This is a genomic window from Persicobacter sp. CCB-QB2, from assembly GCF_001274635.1.
Lineage (GTDB): Bacteria > Bacteroidota > Bacteroidia > Cytophagales > Cyclobacteriaceae > Persicobacter > Persicobacter diffluens.
Map to the genome: position 1 here is coordinate 1,955,498 of NZ_LBGV01000001.1, position 15,076 is coordinate 1,970,573.

A 15,076-nucleotide genomic window follows, 5' to 3' on the forward strand; every position below is an offset into this window, starting at 1 on the left:
TTTTGGCGTTTAAACACGCTCTACCCCAATTGTAGCACCATCACAAATTCTTGTTCTGTTTCTCTAACCGTTTGGAAGCCCAACTTTTTATATAATTTAACCGCATAATTCTTCTTCTGAACGGCTAAGGAACATTTGGAATAACCCGCCTCCTCTAATCGAAAAATCATTCTTCTCATTAAAAGCGCTCCGACCCCTCTCCTTCTAAAATTTTCTTTCACTGCGATGGCAAATTCAGGACTGCAATCATCTACATTTCCGAAACCATCCTTCAATACTCTAACCCAGACAGCCCCAATAATTTCTTGCTCAAATTCTGCCAATAGGCAATCGTCATGCGCCCTACTGCCAAAATCCTGAATATATTGCCTTACGGCAGGCTGGTGAATGATACTTCTGGGGATAATATTCCCAGGGTCTGGCTGAAAAATGGCCCAATACAAGAAATCCTCCAACATTTCTTATTCATGGGAATGTATTTCCCGGATTGTACAGCCGGACAAAAAAGGATCTCTGGCCTGCATAATCTTGACTTTATTCAAATATAAGAATTACTCAAATTAGACAATTAATTTTGTCAATCCAGTTCTCACCCTCATTTCATGATGATAAAAAGGGAAATAAAATCTAAGGAAACGAACAATGTTATCCCTCCCAAAAAAAATGTACAATCCATGGGTGAAAATTTGTGAAATTTGGGGTTCAAGAATCTCACCGCATTCCTTGTCCTAGAATGAACGAGTGAAGTAACATACTTCCCCGCTATTTCTTCACCGGAATATAAAAATCCACTATGGCCTTTTTCTCCGGATGCTCATTGAAATTATTGTGATAAATCTCGAAAGGCTCGGCATCTCCCATCGCATAACCATTTTCATTCATCCACAAAAACAAAGCGGTCCAGGATTTTTCAAATTCCTCCACGAGAATCTCATAGCTTCCCACAATGTATTTCCCTCCGGCCAGGGTGCGAAGGCCGATAGCTCCCTCTGCTGCTAGAGGTGATTCCAACAAAAGACAAGCACTCATTCTTACCTTCTCTGCCGGCGTTACTTTAAAACTATCATAATAGACCGTCGCCATTTTGCTGGTAGGGTCAAAAAGTCCTTTTGGTGCCGCCCAAGAGATCAATTGCTGAAAAGTAGCAGCCAGATTTTGAGGTCCGGTACAATTAATATAAGCCACCTCGATTGGGGCTATCTCCTTTACTTCAATTTTAGCTTCCATATTTATCCATGCTTTCAGATGATTTAATTTCCGAAGATAAGCCTCCGCATCAGGATATTCATGTCCGATCTTGCTATTTGGAAATTGAATTCGTTCCAGCCGATGCGGATGCTCCTGACGAAAAGCGGAGGGGTTTATGCCATAAAACTTTTTAAAAGCTTTGGAATAGGCAGACCCGTCACTAAACCCCAGGACATGGGCGATTTCGGAAACCGATTTTTGCTGATGCAGGAGCAGGCTTACCGATTTTTCAATTCTGCGGCGCTGTACATACTCCCCCGGTGTTTCCCCCGTGATAAATTTAAACAATCGGTGAAAATGGAAAGGGGAAAAATGAGCCACCCCGGCGATCTTTTCCAGGGACAAATCTCCGGACAGGTGCTGATCAATATAGGTAAAAACCTCATTCATTCTCCCTGCATAAGTGGCTTTCAGATTGTTATCCATGGTTATCAAATTAAAATTGTGCTTTCTAAGCCGGATTATTCCTGCTTAAATCCTCATTTAGCTGCAGGGCGATTTCATAAAAAGCTAGATCAGCCATTCAACACCTTATATTTAATCATAAATCGTTTCTTTTTCATTTTTTCTTGATAAAAAACGAAACAAAAAAATCAAGGCTTGTGATCAATGTTGGCGGGACAAAGAACCCGCTGGCGGAATCTATCAAGGCGACATTGGACAGGGCAGGAAACTGGTGAAATATGGCTAAAATGTCGCTGTGATGCCTTCTTATCGCCAGCAGAACCTTTGTCTATCCGCCCATTGATCAAGGCCGGATGTTGATATGGAAGATTTTATACTATAAAGGCAATACTGTAAAAGATAGAAAGCTAACTCATAAACAAGCGCTCAAATCAAATAAACTCTCATTGGAAACTAGATCATTCCTATAATTTGTCCTTTTTTAATTTTATGAAAAAGCCGGGCGGTTAGCTGCAAGGCGGGAAAAATGAAGGAATAGTTACCTATTTTGAGTTTTTTCCTCCGAAACAGATGAATAAGGAGAAAGCAGGCTCCTCCCAATTTGGCCTATTAAAAATTAGAAAAAACCTTCCCTCTCTAGCAATAAGCCACTTAAAAAGAATTATTGAATCTGCAGGCGAGAAATCGGGCTAAAAAGACATGGCCCTCAAAGCCCCGGTATCCCGGAAACCTTTATTCCACCGGATCAACATCAATACGCCCCGCAACCATTCGTCCATGGCGAAGGCGAGCCAGCAACCGATTAGTCCCCAACCAAAACCTAATCCAAAAACATAAGAAAAAACAACGGCTACCCCCCACATGGAAGCCATCGCCAGATACATCGGATAGCGGACATCCCCTTTGGCCCGCAGGGCATTACCCATCACCAGATTAAAAGCACGGCCGGGCTCCATCAGGATGGAGAGCAATAAAATTTGCTTGGCCACTACCGTTATTTCTGGATCTTGCGTGAAGATGGCCAGTATAGGATCGGCAAAAATATAAACCACTATGGCCGCCAAAAAGGAAATGCCAATGGCTATTTTCAAACTTTGAATCCCCTGCTGATAAGCACTTTTAAAGGCTTTACTTCCCATTTTATAACCCACTAAAATCTGTGTCCCCTGCCCGATCGCAATGGCGGACAAGAAGATAAACATCACAATATTCGTGGCGTAAACCTTGGTAGTCAGGGCAGCAGTCCCCATAAAAGTAATGATATAAGTCACCGCCATTTGGGTGGCGTCATAGGTCAAATGTTCTCCTGCCGAAGGTAAACCAATTCGCAATAATTCTTTTAAATATTTCGTTGGAGCGGTGATTTTGCTCCAGCGTTTTATCGGTCTTTTGAGCTTATATTGCAGATAAACCAGGCCCACGATCATCCCCAAAATCCGACTAAAGGTGGTTGAAAAAGCCACTCCCATCACGCCGTAAGAAGGCAGTCCCCAGGGCCCGAAAACTAAAATATAGTTTCCGATTACATTGATAATGTTCATGCCAAGGGTAATCATCATGGAATCCTTGGTAAAGCCATGAGCGCGCAGTGAAGCACTAACCGTCATGACCAGCGCCTGTACCACCAGGAAGCCACCTACCCATTGCGTATATTGAGCCGCCTGCTCTAGCACAGCTGCTTCCAGGTTCATCCATTGCATGATCTGCCAACCCAAAAGTCCCATCACCAGACTGATGATCAGTCCGAATAATCCATTTGCCCAAAAAGAAACCGTAATGATATCACGTGCTTTTTCCTCCCGCTGAGCACCCAGGGCATTCGCCACCAATATAGCAGTACCCGTCGTCACGAAGCCGAACATGATCACCAGCAGGTTCAACACCTGATTCGATACCCCCACCGCCGCCACTGCATCATCGGCATACTGGCTCAGCATCAGGGTATCGGCATTTCCCATCATGATGAACAATAAAATCTCCAAAAAAAGCGGCCAGGTGATTTTCCACAAACCGGCTTGCTGATTTGAATTTGATTTCCCCATTTTATTCTATTCCTAATATCCGCAAAGATATCATTATCAACCATTGTACAGTGCCTTTGGCTTTGAATTATCTCCCTTTTTCACTGCAAGCGATTGTGTCTCTTCAAAACCCAGGAGAGAGGGATTAACCTAAATATCGTGCCAAAAGTGGTAACAATTGAGCACGGTTGGCCAAGGAAAGTGGAAAGAAGAATCATTAAAATTGCATTTTCCGCTTCTCGGAAGGCTCCGATCCATTTTACCAATTCAAAATATTATTTTATTAATAATAATTGATACCTTATATTTTATGGACAAAAATTACATTTACAAAACCGTAAATCTGGACTTTGAGAAATGGCATGAAATACTCCTTGACCCAGTCCTATTAGCAGCCTTTAGTGACCGGCTGACTCACAAACCTCATTTGATCAATATGGAAGGGGAGTCTTATCGATTAAGAGAGACAATGAATCTTATGCAACAGGAATATTTTATTGAAAACAACCATGGGCTTTTAGCCTATTTATTTTACTTTTAATGGTACCCTTTTCGATTGGAAGGGTGGTACCCATTTGGTTGGAGATTACACGGAACAGGATAATATTAAATTTAAATCTCATTGTTCCCTCTATACGGAAATTCTAGCTTTGTAAATAAAAAATCAGTTTGAGCGAAATGGAATTCGATATTACTGAACATATTGTGAATAAGGAAAGGGTAAAGAAAAAGAAAAAAGCAGAACGGGCTTATTACCTTATTTTATTATTCCCAGTTCTTAACCTTTTTGGACTGGGAGAAAAAATCGCACAACTCATTGGAGATGACTTGTTTGTGATTTTCATTTTCTCAATCATGTTTTACTTTGTCTATTGGATGATTAAAGTACCTCGTGTTTTTATGAAAGGGCAGGCATATAACGTAACTCAGCCAGTTGTCTCAGGTAAAATAAAATTTTCAGAGGAGGGCTATTCCGTCAATGACGTTTTTACACCCTTTGATAAGCACACAGATCAGATCAAGTTTTATGTGGAAGGGTACAAGAACAAAAATCTTTTCATTGATGGAAGTCAAAACACTTTTGAAGTTAAAGGTGCTAAAAACTTCTCCTGTACTTTTCAAATAAACCGCATGAAGGAGGAAATTGGACTTACCGAACTGTTTTTGGCTTATTATGAAAATGGATATCAACTCCACGAAAGCGCTTATGGAAAAGTGGGCCGTACTTATTTACTAAAAGGAGATATGAGCTATCAGGAAATTCAGGTGATTAAACACCGGCACAAATTAACAAAGTGGGTATAAACTAATAGGGATAACAAACCACCAGGCTCACACCCCCTACCCAATGGATTTATTTCTATCTCCATACGAGTATTATCCCTGATTTTTTAGTAGCCCAAATTTGAGTGAGCTCACTTTCTCCCCTTTCATCTGCTTTGTTAAAGAAGTGAAGTGGGACAAATCCCTTCATTTTCCCGCCTAGCAGCTAAACGAGATTTATGCAGGAAGAATCATGTTTAAGGAATAGCCCCAATCAAAAATCAGTTCAGGGAATTTGACTCGGATAAAGGATAGTTTATTGGGGTTTTATCCGCAAAACTAAAAAAGGAAAGCAAGTCAAATGATGGAGGATATCAAGATAAGACGATTATAAGGTCATTCTAATTGAATAAAGGTAAAAGGGGTTTGATCCTTGTGGAGCAATAGCCAAAAACAACTAGATGAAACCACTATTACCTTTTATTGCTTTTTGCATATTGCTGTTTTCCTGCCAGCAAGATATTATTCCGGACATCGAATCTGAGCAGATCGAGATTGAAATTGTAGGCAAAGATTTTATCCGCGGGCGTGAAGCGAAAATTCAGTTAGCCAACCTTCCGGAATTACAAAGCCTGAAAAGTGTTCGCTACCTTATGGATGAGCAAGAAATTGGCAGCAGTCAACAGGCCCCATTTCAAATCTCCTTCAACTCCAGAGTCATTCAAGATGGACTTAAAACATTAACGGTATTGGCTACGCCTCGAAATGGGGATGCCGCCTTTGAAAAATCCTGGCAGGTACAGGTGGACAATGTAATTCTGCTTCCTGAAAACCCAAAAACGGATTGGAAACATTTTTATTATTGGGCAGTGGATCATGAAGGTCATATTTTAACAGAAGCGATAGACTTTTGCGATCCGAATAATGAACAGGAGGTGCTCTACGCTCCGGATGATTCGCCGGAACAAAACATCCTGATTGCTCATGCAAGCCAGGCAGATGCGAATGATCGGTACGATTTGACCTATAACCCAAGAACCGTGAAGTTTGAATCTCCGGAGCCTATAATTTCTCCAACTGCAATACAAAGCAAGTATATTCTTAAAGTAGTGGCCAAATTACCTTACAAAGAGGGAATACCACCCGAAAAGCATCATTTTTGGGTAGATTCAGCCTATGATTTTGAAAATCAACAAGTAGAGTTCAAATCAGAGTATGCGCTATTCACTTTTGACCTTCATTGGCATTTCCTAGATGACTTTGTTTTACGGCTTAACATCCACCGTGACATTGAAGGTAGCGGAAAATTATTTGATGACTACTGGAGTATTCCCATGGGGAAGGAGAATACAGCAATAGATGCCAGAGGCATCAACCCAACACCTGCTTCGGAGGTCACCTTTAAATCTCCCTATGCCATCTCGCAAATTGGTCAAACTGATATTTCCCGAACCCCAATGAATCCTAATCGCCTCCTTTGGAGAAGTAAGGAGGAGGATATTTATGAGGCAAATTTCTTTATTGGGAATACGAGTGAGCACCTTACTACTAATATCAGAACAAAAGCAAATATAGTTTATGCGCTTAGAAACCATATACTTACCAATTTGCCTACCTATCAACCAGAAGTCAAATATGAGATTTCAGATGAAGCGATAAAACTCAGTACGAGCGGAGATCAGGTGGATATAATAACGTATACCGCTATTTGCCCTGAAACAAGGAATTTTCTTGGGATTACCAATTTTCATTTTGATCGGGAAACAGTATTTCAGCTACAACTTCCAGAAAATGTGAACCCTGATTTTGCGACAGTTTTCACCGGAGGCAAAGATTTTTTTATTGACCTGAGTCAGTATTTGCATGAGGATGCACAAGAAATTGATGGGGTTATGCATTGGAATAGAGCACAAGTAATCTATTACGTTCCAATGTAATGGTTGCTTGCGCGGTCTTTTTTTTCCTTAATTATCTTGACCTACATCGGAATATTTTTTTGTCTTGAACGAAGGAAATATTTTGCAAAAGGCAGGACGTGAAAGCCCTCCACAGGCCGGTGCAGATAAAGGGCGGGCCAGCGATGAAGGCAGCGGCAGCGCCGGTTGTTTGAGCTCCTTTGGGCAGGAGATGCATTTAGATATCCATCCCTGATCGCCTGCCCAAAGAGCGAGTGCCGCCAGCGCGGTGGGCGGCCAGCCCAGGCCCAAAAAAAAAATGGAGAGGGGGGCTGTTTAAAAGCCTCCGAACTTCAATCCAAGGCTGTACTGAAAATTATTCAGGGCGTTGGAAGAAGTGGAGATGAGCGCAAAATTGGTGGCCATCATATAGGAGACGCCCAGATTGATCCGAAAGAAAGATGCCACATTAATTTCTACTGCTGCCCCAGGCCGGAAATACCAAAAGGTGGACTGATCGTAGATTTCGCCGTGATGATAGAAATAATCATCACTCAGGAAATCTGACAGATAACCTGCCCAGCCGGCACCGGCAGAAAGCGGAAAAGTAGCATGCACTACATTGTTGGAAAAAATGACGGGCTCCAGGAGTAAACCACCATATCCACCAGCCAGGCGGGCATCCTGTTCTCCTCTGAAGAATCCCTCCCGGACATCCACCCGGTACACTTCTGAGGGGATAAAGCCCTGCATGTCGAGGCCAATGCCCAGGGCGCGGTTAATCACCCAGGCCCCTCGAAGGCCGGCCATGGGTAAGAATTTACCGTTGAAGGTCGTTCCATGGAACATGACGGCTCCATAGCCACCATTGTGAAAATTATTGCCTGCTAAAGTTTTAGGAGCATCCTCCACAAAGGCCTCTGCCAGGCCATTCAGAGAGAACAAAATCGCCAGGGTAAAAAGTAAAAGCTGTTTCATATCGTTTATATTATCCGGTTTCACTATTAAGATAAGCCAAAACGATTTCACCCCTACTCCCTCTGTAAAAAAAATTAAAGCGGTTTTCGACCGGCAGTATCTAACTCATCTATAAAGACATCCATCACCCCATCTTCCGCTCTGGAATACATTTTTTCAAACTTCCGGCCATAAAGAAAGTCGGATTCATTATAGGACATGCGCTGCTGCACGGTTTGCCCATAAGCTTCATCAAAGCCTTTGACCAGGATCACCACTTCAAATGGCTTTTTCCAATCTTCTTTAGAAAAATGATAGAAGGGGCTCTCTTCATCTATTTCATGCACAATGGTCCAGTTGTAAGGGAAGAACATGATTTCATTTCGTTCCAGCGGCAATTCCTGGAAATTACTATGATAGGTACCATCGGCCATTTTTTTCTCCATTCGGGAAGCCACGCGGATGTTCACTTCGGTCATGGAATGGCGGCGGTTATTGACAAACCGGAACATAAGGGCCTTACTATCCTTTTTATAGGGCGCGAGGATGATATTTTTGGAAAAGCGTAAGCTCGCCCGGGGCTGAGAAAAACGGGCAAAAAACAAGGCAGTCGCCATGGCCACGAACAATAAGCCAATGAGGGAATCCATGGTGGCGAAAATATTAGCCCAATGCCCCAGCGGAGTGATGCCTCCATAGCCCACCGTGGAAAAGGTCTGGAAACTGAAATAAAGGTAAAACAGAAATTCGTTAAAAGGATCTGTAGCGGTGATCCCTGAGAAGTGCTGGGGCCCGATTAAAAAGAAAATGCCGGCAAAGAAAAAGTTGATGGCCATCATGGTCAGGCCTGTCCATAGGAAAAACTTCCTCCAGGAATAAGACAAAAGTTGCTGATAAAGGCTAATTTCCCTAAAGCCCTGGTAGCGGACATTGAAGGATCCGTCATCGTTGATTACTCTGGTGGCCCGATTGCGAGAATCCAGGGCAAAACCCAGATCTTTTTCTAATGCTTTAGACTTGGCTTCTTCTGTCATAAATAGTTGAGGCAATAAAAAAGGGGAAGCTGCCTCCCCCAATATTTTTCAAGGAGTTTCAAACTCCAAAATTAGTATTTTCTGTTGATTATTTCCGCCATGATCACAGCATCTTTTAATCCGCCTTTTGATCTCAGGCGTTTGCCATATTTACTAGCAGATTTTTTCTTTTTGGGCATCCGGAAGGCGCCTAACCTTTCCTTATCAGCATTTTCTACAGATTTCATAAGGCTTTCCGAAGACTTTCTTGTTTCGCTCAGAGGTTCATCTGCCGGCTGCTTCACCTCATAAGCAGGACTCAGGGATTCAGCCTCTGGTTGGGCTTCTTCCCGAAAAGGAGAGGAATACGTTCTTACCGGTAGCTCTTCCTCTTCTTCCAATATTTGCTCCTGCTCCTGTTTTTTTACTGGCTGCCCGGAAAGCTGCGCCAGAATTTCTTCAAAACTTAAGGGGGGCTCATTGGGATTTTGCGCTTCCGATCCGGATGGTGGATACTCGTCTTCAAATGGAAGCTCTTCCTGCTTTTTCTTCTTTTTGGGCTTGAAGATCGCCCAAAGAATAGCCAGAACGATGTATATTATATATATTAAATTATCTTCCATATCCACTGATTAAGTCTTAAAAGCTAAAGTAAGGGATATTTATTCATTTTACCAATGATTGAGCCCGATTAGCATTCTGATGCCGAATTATTCACCGCTATATTTAGTATACTATGATAAAGGATTCACAACCTGCTTATTGTGGTTAGTATCACTAATCTTTTTATAGCCCCAATTAGGGTAAGCTTGCTCCCACCTCTTTTTGCTGCCGCTTTGGAAAAACTCCAAATAGGAAAAATCCCTTCCTTTTTCCCTTCTTACAGCTATAGAAGGATTAAAGCATCCATCATTCATATTTAGCGCGTGTTTAAAGCCTAAATTCGAAGCTAAAATTTGAAGAATTGCAGTAGCGATACCCGATTATTTTGGGAGATCAACATCCCTATTGTGGTTAAATTACTCGAATTTGCAGCCGGATGGTATGCTTTTAAACACAGGCTTAACTTCATATGAAAAATTCAACTTTTATTTACAATCCAATATATAAGTATACCATTGTAGATATCAATAACTGTTTCGTTTAATGAACAATACAGATCCAGATATTAAAATTTAGATTTTTGTGTAAAAAACTAATTAAAATTACACACCAACCTAACGCCGACTTAATTCACAATACCTACTTCTCTCCTTACCTTCGCAATTCAATCTATCTTTACAAAATGAAAAGAATTCTATTTATCATGTTAATGTTCATGGGCTTAAATGCTTATGCACAAAAACAAATGTATGTACAGTCCGGGAATGGACTGAATTTAAGATCAGCACCTTCTACCTCCGGCGAGGTGATTACTTCTATTCCTTACAGCGAAAAGGTACATGTGATCTCCAGAACAAATGATGAATGGGTAGAGGTAAAATACAAAGGCAACACAGGCTACATCTCTTCTAAATATATTGACGAGAATAAACCTAAAAAGCAGAATAACAACTCGTCCAAGAGCAACAAGAATAACGCTAAAGGGAATAAATCCAACAACGGCTCGAATTCTTCAAAATCCTCAAGCAACAACTCGTCCAACAACAGTAGCTCCTCTGGTGGCTCATCTTCCCGATCAAATTCACAAGTTTACGCTAATGAATATGACTGGGGAATTGGACTTCGAATAGGAGATCCATTTGGATTAACCGTTAAGAAATACTTAGCGCGTGGCAGAGCTTTCGAAATCAATTTGGGAGGCACCCATCAGTGGGGCTATAGCTACCAAAGCCAATTCTACAAAAGAGATCGTTTTTATCGTCAGGATTATGAGTACAGAGGCTCCGTACCTACCTCTTCTGTATCTCTTCAGGGTCACTATTTATTCTCTACTCAGCTGGGAGATGTACAGGGCTTGCGTCTGTACTATGGATTTGGTGCACAATTCCGTTTCCTAACCCGTGAATATCGTTTCCGCGAGCGCATCTATACTAACGGACGTGACCGCTGGGTAGATGCTCGCGACCGCATCACCCGGGTTGAATTTGGTTTAGATGGCGTAGTGGGATTAGAATATACCCTTCCTACAGCTCCGGTTTCCTTCTTTACCGAATTTGATATGATGATTCAGTTTGTGGCTCCAAGTCGTGTGATTCCACAATTTGGTATTGGCGCGAGATTCAACTTCTAAGCCCAGAATATCCTATTGAAAAAGCGAAGTCCATAATGGGCTTCGCTTTTTTTATGCCCTTATGCTTAAGCCAGTTTACAATGAGTTTAAAAGCCAAAATTCTCAGCGAAAATTTGAAGTATTGCAGAAACGAAACCCGATTATCTAGAAAGAATAGCATCGCTATTGTGGAGAAATTATTCAAAATCGCTATTAATAATTCGAATTTGCGGCCGGATGGTGAGCTATTAAACACGCTCTCATCATGCTTAAACCCACGTTCAGCTGCCAGGCGGAAAAAATGAAGGAATTTTTCCTATTTCGCGTTTTTCCCAAAAGAAGCCAATGCATGAAGCAAGCAAGCTTATCCAAATTTGGGCTAAAAAAACAAACACCACCGTAACTCCCTCAAAAAGAGACCCTTACTTTTTAACCAAAATTCTATCGATGAATAATTCGGCTTAAATCATCTAAAATTGTACTCCTGATCTTACCAGTAAATAATATCTTTCAACTCTATAATAGATTGTAAAGTCCCATTATATTGCATTTTTTAATTTAAATAATCAATATGATTACCACTCCACCTACTAAATCTGACCTCCTCGAGCAAATGAAATCCGGCAAGAGTACGGAAGCCTTAAGGGAAAGTCTTATTCCCGAAATAGGCCTTAGGAGAACTGAAAAAATGATTGATCAGGCCAAAAATGATCTCAGGAAAGCTTATCGGCCACGGATATATCAATGGATAAAGGAAGGGGCCACCGTCACCACTCTAAGATCACAAATTGAAGAGGAAATTAAAGGAGAGGCGGCTGAATATATCTATAAAAGAGGCATAGATGATTATCGATCCACTATCCATCAGGAAGCTTTAAAGCAATTTAAGCGGACGGTGGGCTATCATTCCGCGATTAAAGTGTTGGCCAATGAATTTGTATCGGAAAGTATGATAAAAGATTGGGGAAAGGCTTACTATAGTGCAAAACACCGCACCGAAAAAGAAAACAAAAATGGGGCGATCGCCAAGGGAGCAGGCTTGATGCTTTTCGGCATCATCATTACCGTTCTCAGTTATTTCTTTGCTTCGGATATGGGTGGTCGGCATGTGATTACCTATGGGCTAATTATTGCCGGAGCGATTCAATTATTCAAAGCCTTTGCCATGGAAGTATCCGAAATACCGGATTGACCCTCCGAACCAATTAAAATTTCAAAAAATTAAAAGCCGGATTGCCCTCCGGCTTTGATAACTTTCTTCAACTCGTCTTTTGCATTGAAAAATTTTAAAAAACCAATCAAAGGGGTTTTTCTTAATCCAAATTATTCTCCACTAGATTTAACCCGAATTATTCACCGCTAGATTTAGTGACTCACCATAAGTGTCTAATTTTCAGTATTTTCTAATTAGTTTTATCGAATTATCAATAGCTCAATTTTGGGTATGCTTGCTTTCTCCTCATTCATCTGCTTCGTTGAGAAAAACTCGAAACAGAAAAAAATTTCCTTCATATTTCCCGCCTAGCAGCAAAACGAGGATTTTCCGAGTAGAGCCGGTTAATAAGTCGCGATTAGAAGCATTAGGCCCGTTCACTTAAATTAATTTTACTGATTTTCTAATCACTCAAATTTGGCCAAGTATGCTTTCCTCACATTCGCCTGCTGCTTTGAAAAATCACAAAACAGGGAACCATCCTACCAATTTTTCCCAGCTCGCAGCAAAACAAAGTTTTGTGCATGCATTAATTCGGGTTAAATAATTTGTGAAAATTTGTGGCCAAAAACCTCCTTACACAAGTATTTTCACCTCATCCGACAAACCTCCGGCTTCCCTTACGGCACCAGCGGATTCGCCTCCCAGCCATCAATTTCTTTGGTGAATTTCGCCCGATAATGACCTCCATTCTCCAACAACAACACATCCAGCTCCTCAGGGGTCACCTCAATCGCAGCAAAATTCACTTTTTGCCCGTAAGGCTGATCCCCGATTCCGGCCAACAAATTACTACTCGGAGAGGCTACCGTAGAATAATCCTTAATTTTACCGGTGTCCTGAACCTGATCCAAGCCATCTTGAAAAGCCTGCTCTTCTTCCGCGATTATTCGTGCCCTGCCTTTCATGCGAATTTGCAATTGTTTCTTCGGGTGATAAAATAGCAAAGAGACTTTTTCCTCCTTCATCATTTGTTGTACTTTCGGACTTCTGGAATCGGTATAAAAAATCACCCCCAACTCCTCGGAAATGGCGCGTGTTACAACCGTCCTTACCTCTGGCGAGCCATCTTTGGCATTCACGGTCGCCAAAGCGATGTATTTGAAGGGATGATAGGGCGTGGTTTTGGACCTAATAAATTCAGTTTTTGCTAATTCCAACAAAAATTCCGGACTCATGCGTTTTGTGCTTAAAACTTTTTGTACAATAGCATCCTCTTGTGCTAAAAAATCATCCCAATTTAGTCAGAAGGATTCAGTTTCACTCACTGGAATTCAGATTTTAATTCAATACCCATTCTCTACCAAACTATAGTATTTTTGGGAAAACCAACCTTTGAATCCATAAAACTATTAACATGCATAAGGCATCACTTACTTAACCTGAATGATTCACCGCTAAATTTATTAACTAAGCGCAAGTGGCTTATCTTCAGTTCTTTAATGTTTGTTTTCTTTAATTTATAATAGCCCAAATTTGGGCAAACTTGCTTTCTCCTCATTCATCTGTTTCGTTGGAAAAAACTTGAAATAAGAAACTATTCCTTTATTTTTTCCGACTTACAGCTAAACGAGGATTTATGCCTGAATAATCCGGGTTAATTTTGAAAACAGGCTAATGAATCGGAAAGCTTGGGCTGTGTACATTATTCGTCTTGGAGACTAAACCAATGGCAAATTTCCGCTGCACTCCCCTGTCTGATCAACTCCATTACTTTTCACCTTAAACGCTGACCATAGTTTCGTTCACAGATCGCCATCCACTTGCCTCAAAGCAATCGTTTTTTTCTAAAAACAGACGGACTGCAACCGTAAAACTTTTTAAAAGCATAAGAAAAATGAGAGCTATGCTGAAAACCCACTATTTCTGAAATCATGGTCACTGACAACTCTCCTTCTTTAAGTAATTCCCGGGCTTTTTCCATACGATGTCGATTCGAGAATTCAAAAATGGTTTCTTGATTTTTGGTTTTGAAATACTTTTTCAAATAAAATTCATTCAGCCCAACCAATCTGGATAATTGCGCAATAGACCATTGCTGTTGTGGATTGTTCAATATTAATTGTTCTGCCGCAATTACCTCTTTTTCATAAAGGTCTTCTTCAACAGGCTGCTGAAGCAAGAAAATATGGGCCAATAAATCGAAAAATTTTGACCGCAACAGCATTCGATCTGCTGTTTTTGCAACCACTTTTTGCATATAAGGCAATAGCTTTTCTATTCTCACCCTCGCGTCATAGGGCTGAATGCGAACAGAGGGAGTGTTATGGTTTTTACCGGTCAATAGCGATTGAATATCCTGCTCCGAGTAACCAATGATATAAATTTTTACTGCCTGCCCTGTTTTCAAAGCGACTTCCAAGTGATAGCTAATCCCTCTTTTAGATGTATTTTCATCTTGCGCTGCCCGCTTGATTTCTTTAAATGGAATATGATCCTCCAGCATGATGAAATAAGCAAAGCCTCCTAGTTTCAAAATCACTTCTAATTTAGACTCCTCCTCCACTTCAATTTCCAAATACTGGACCGTCCAATCAAACTGAGACACCAAACCAAGCGCCACCCTGGGAGAGGAGGAGTACTCGCACCAAGCATTACAATTATCATTTCCATCAGCCTTTAACACGCTAGAATCGGGGATATCCCCAAGGCTTGTCCATTCATGTAAAGGCGCACATTGATGTTTTCAGAGGTCAACATTTCAGCAAAAATAAGTACAAAAAAGGCTATAAGACTGATAAACAACGGGCTTAAAAATCAACTTTTGTGCAGTATCCAAAGCACAAAGGCATTATTCCTGATTTCATAAAAACTATTCCGCATTTCATAACTCACCACAAAAAGGAATT

Annotated in this window: 13 protein-coding genes; 5 read left to right on the forward strand and 8 right to left on the reverse strand. The window is 41.1% G+C overall.

What is annotated here, in order from left to right; genetic code table 11:
- Positions 1–20: 20 nt before the first annotated feature.
- The 3 genes from NG22_RS08700 to NG22_RS08710 form a co-directional block, all read right to left on the reverse strand.
- Complete coding sequence (locus NG22_RS08700) at positions 21–458, reverse strand: GNAT family N-acetyltransferase (RefSeq protein WP_157600948.1); 438 nt, start codon at positions 456–458, stop codon at positions 21–23.
- Between the two features lie 304 nt (positions 459–762).
- Positions 763–1,674 carry a GyrI-like domain-containing protein gene (locus NG22_RS08705; RefSeq protein ID WP_053405390.1) on the reverse strand — a complete coding sequence of 304 codons (912 nt, stop codon included), beginning with the start codon at positions 1,672–1,674 and terminating at the stop codon, positions 763–765.
- A 668-nt stretch (positions 1,675–2,342) separates the two neighbouring features.
- Positions 2,343–3,695, reverse strand: a complete 1,353-nt coding sequence (locus tag NG22_RS08710; RefSeq protein ID WP_053405391.1) for an MATE family efflux transporter — start codon at positions 3,693–3,695, stop codon at positions 2,343–2,345.
- A gap of 202 nt (positions 3,696–3,897) precedes the next feature.
- Here NG22_RS08710 and NG22_RS08720 point away from each other — a divergent pair, with 202 nt between their 5' ends.
- The 3 genes from NG22_RS08720 (at position 3,898) to NG22_RS08730 (ending at position 6,874) form a co-directional block, all read left to right on the forward strand.
- Positions 3,898–4,215, forward strand: a complete 318-nt coding sequence (locus NG22_RS08720; protein WP_301280974.1) for an ATP-binding protein — start codon at positions 3,898–3,900, stop codon at positions 4,213–4,215.
- Positions 4,216–4,352: 137 nt separating this feature from the next.
- Positions 4,353–4,979, forward strand: a complete 627-nt coding sequence (locus tag NG22_RS08725; RefSeq protein WP_053405394.1) for a hypothetical protein — start codon at positions 4,353–4,355, stop codon at positions 4,977–4,979.
- 419 nt (positions 4,980–5,398) lie between these two features.
- On the forward strand, positions 5,399–6,874 hold the full coding sequence (locus tag NG22_RS08730) for a hypothetical protein (RefSeq protein ID WP_157600950.1): 1,476 nt from the start codon (positions 5,399–5,401) through the stop codon (positions 6,872–6,874).
- Between the two features lie 294 nt (positions 6,875–7,168).
- Here NG22_RS08730 and NG22_RS08735 read toward each other — a convergent pair whose 3' ends face one another.
- The 3 genes from NG22_RS08735 to NG22_RS08745 all read right to left on the reverse strand — a co-directional run bounded on the left by NG22_RS08735 (position 7,169) and on the right by NG22_RS08745 (position 9,425).
- A complete protein-coding gene (locus NG22_RS08735; protein WP_053405396.1) occupies positions 7,169–7,810 on the reverse strand; it encodes a hypothetical protein in 642 nt (213 codons plus the stop codon).
- A gap of 74 nt (positions 7,811–7,884) precedes the next feature.
- Positions 7,885–8,823 (reverse strand): ion channel, encoded by a 939-nt coding sequence (locus tag NG22_RS08740; protein ID WP_072159238.1) that lies wholly within the window; start codon positions 8,821–8,823, stop codon positions 7,885–7,887.
- 71 nt (positions 8,824–8,894) lie between these two features.
- The gene (locus tag NG22_RS08745) at positions 8,895–9,425 is read right to left on the reverse strand and encodes a hypothetical protein (RefSeq protein ID WP_053405398.1); all 531 of its coding nucleotides are present in this window, start codon (positions 9,423–9,425) and stop codon (positions 8,895–8,897) included.
- 662 nt (positions 9,426–10,087) lie between these two features.
- Here NG22_RS08745 and NG22_RS08755 point away from each other — a divergent pair.
- Positions 10,088–11,035 (forward strand): SH3 domain-containing protein, encoded by a 948-nt coding sequence (locus NG22_RS08755; RefSeq protein WP_082305032.1) that lies wholly within the window; start codon positions 10,088–10,090, stop codon positions 11,033–11,035.
- A 550-nt stretch (positions 11,036–11,585) separates the two neighbouring features.
- A complete protein-coding gene (locus NG22_RS08760) occupies positions 11,586–12,206 on the forward strand; it encodes a hypothetical protein (protein ID WP_053405401.1) in 621 nt (206 codons plus the stop codon).
- A gap of 641 nt (positions 12,207–12,847) precedes the next feature.
- On the opposite strand, the gene NG22_RS08765 is transcribed toward NG22_RS08760, so the two are convergent.
- On the reverse strand, positions 12,848–13,405 hold the full coding sequence (locus NG22_RS08765; RefSeq protein ID WP_053405402.1) for a pyridoxamine 5'-phosphate oxidase family protein: 558 nt from the start codon (positions 13,403–13,405) through the stop codon (positions 12,848–12,850).
- A 590-nt stretch (positions 13,406–13,995) separates the two neighbouring features.
- The gene (locus NG22_RS08770) at positions 13,996–14,853 is read right to left on the reverse strand and encodes a helix-turn-helix transcriptional regulator (RefSeq protein WP_157600952.1); all 858 of its coding nucleotides are present in this window, start codon (positions 14,851–14,853) and stop codon (positions 13,996–13,998) included.
- Positions 14,854–15,076: the final 223 nt, after the last annotated feature.

What these genes read in the sequence shown, in the direction of transcription:
- NG22_RS08735 (WP_053405396.1), bottom strand. Translation starts at nt 7,810, where the DNA reads ATGAAACAGCTTTTACTTTTTACCCTGGCGATTTTGTTCTCTCTGAAT.
- NG22_RS08700 (WP_157600948.1), bottom strand. Translation starts at nt 458, where the DNA reads ATGTTGGAGGATTTCTTGTATTGGGCCATTTTTCAGCCAGACCCTGGG.
- NG22_RS08765 (WP_053405402.1), bottom strand. Translation starts at nt 13,405, where the DNA reads ATGAGTCCGGAATTTTTGTTGGAATTAGCAAAAACTGAATTTATTAGG.
- NG22_RS08730 (WP_157600950.1), top strand. Translation starts at nt 5,399, where the DNA reads ATGAAACCACTATTACCTTTTATTGCTTTTTGCATATTGCTGTTTTCC.
- NG22_RS08745 (WP_053405398.1), bottom strand. Translation starts at nt 9,425, where the DNA reads ATGGAAGATAATTTAATATATATAATATACATCGTTCTGGCTATTCTT.
- NG22_RS08705 (WP_053405390.1), bottom strand. Translation starts at nt 1,674, where the DNA reads ATGGATAACAATCTGAAAGCCACTTATGCAGGGAGAATGAATGAGGTT.
- NG22_RS08760 (WP_053405401.1), top strand. Translation starts at nt 11,586, where the DNA reads ATGATTACCACTCCACCTACTAAATCTGACCTCCTCGAGCAAATGAAA.
- NG22_RS08755 (WP_082305032.1), top strand. Translation starts at nt 10,088, where the DNA reads ATGAAAAGAATTCTATTTATCATGTTAATGTTCATGGGCTTAAATGCT.
- NG22_RS08740 (WP_072159238.1), bottom strand. Translation starts at nt 8,823, where the DNA reads ATGACAGAAGAAGCCAAGTCTAAAGCATTAGAAAAAGATCTGGGTTTT.
- NG22_RS08710 (WP_053405391.1), bottom strand. Translation starts at nt 3,695, where the DNA reads ATGGGGAAATCAAATTCAAATCAGCAAGCCGGTTTGTGGAAAATCACC.
- NG22_RS08725 (WP_053405394.1), top strand. Translation starts at nt 4,353, where the DNA reads ATGGAATTCGATATTACTGAACATATTGTGAATAAGGAAAGGGTAAAG.